This window comes from Vibrio sp. Vb0304 (assembly GCF_033338995.1).
Classification (GTDB): domain Bacteria; phylum Pseudomonadota; class Gammaproteobacteria; order Enterobacterales; family Vibrionaceae; genus Vibrio; species Vibrio alginolyticus.
Map to the genome: position 1 here is coordinate 1 of NZ_JAWOTT010000225.1, position 1,191 is coordinate 1,191.

Annotated in this window: 1 protein-coding gene; it reads left to right on the forward strand. The window is 45.8% G+C overall.

Annotation, left to right across the window (positions count from 1 at the left end):
• Positions 1-84 precede the first annotated feature (84 nt).
• A complete protein-coding gene (gene ansA, locus R7P35_RS25175) occupies positions 85-1,098 on the forward strand; it encodes an asparaginase (RefSeq protein ID WP_318093131.1) in 1,014 nt (337 codons plus the stop codon).
• Positions 1,099-1,191 lie beyond the last annotated feature (93 nt).

Genomic DNA, 1,191 nt, shown 5'->3' on the forward strand with positions numbered 1-1,191 from the left:
TGATGCTGTGCGTATAGCCTCGCATCTCAAGGTTATTTAGGTATATAATCCCCGCCTCTGTTCCCCTACACGAAAGAAAAAACGATGACTAGAAAACACATCTACATCGCTTACACCGGTGGCACCATCGGTATGCTAAAATCGGATCACGGTTACGTTCCTATCGCTGGCTTTATGGAAAAACAGCTTGCCAGCATGCCGGAATTTCACCGTCCAGAGATGCCGGAATACACTATCCACGAATATGATCCTCTTATCGACTCATCAGATATGACACCAGCAGACTGGCAACAAATCGCTGATGACATTCGTGACAACTACGACAAGTACGATGGTTTCGTTATTCTGCACGGCACTGACACGATGGCTTACACCGCGTCGGCTTTGTCTTTCATGCTAGAAAACCTGGGTAAGCCAGTTATCGTTACTGGTTCTCAAATTCCTTTGGCTGAACTGCGCTCTGATGGTCAAGCAAACTTACTAAATGCTCTGCACATCGCAGCAAACTACCCAATCAACGAAGTCACCTTATTCTTCAACAATCAGTTGATGCGTGGCAACCGCAGCACAAAATCTCATGCTGACGGCTTTAATGCATTTACGTCACCAAACTTGCCGCCACTGTTGGAAGCGGGCATCAACATTCAGATTAGCAACAGCATCAAGGTGAACGAGCAACCTGAAGGTGAATTCAAAGTTCACAACATTACTCCTCAACCAATCGGAGTGATCACAATGCATCCGGGTATTTCGCATGAAGTTATCCGCAATACCTTGCTTCAGCCAGTGAATGCAATGATTTTGCTTACCTTTGGTGTGGGTAACGCTCCGCAAAACCCAGAACTACTAGGCCATCTTAAAGAAGCCTCTGAGCGTGGTGTTATTGTGGTCAACCTGACTCAATGTTTGGCTGGTAAAGTCAACATGGGCGGTTATGCGACAGGCTGTGCGTTGGCAGATGCAGGCGTAATTAGCGGTTACGATATGACGCCAGAAGCGGCGCTCGCAAAACTGCACTTCTTATTGAGCCAAAACCTGTCTTACGAAGAAGTAAAAGAGAAAATGCAGGAAGTACTGCGTGGCGAAATGAGCCTGTAAGCGCTTCTTCGAATCTCTAACAATGCTTAGATATTAAAAAAGCCCAATATTGATTGGGCTTTTTACTTTGGCATGAAGTGACAGAATCAATCG

Excerpts from the sequence above, each read along its gene's own strand:
- ansA (WP_318093131.1), top strand. The coding sequence starts at position 85 with ATGACTAGAAAACACATCTACATCGCTTACACCGGTGGCACCATCGGT.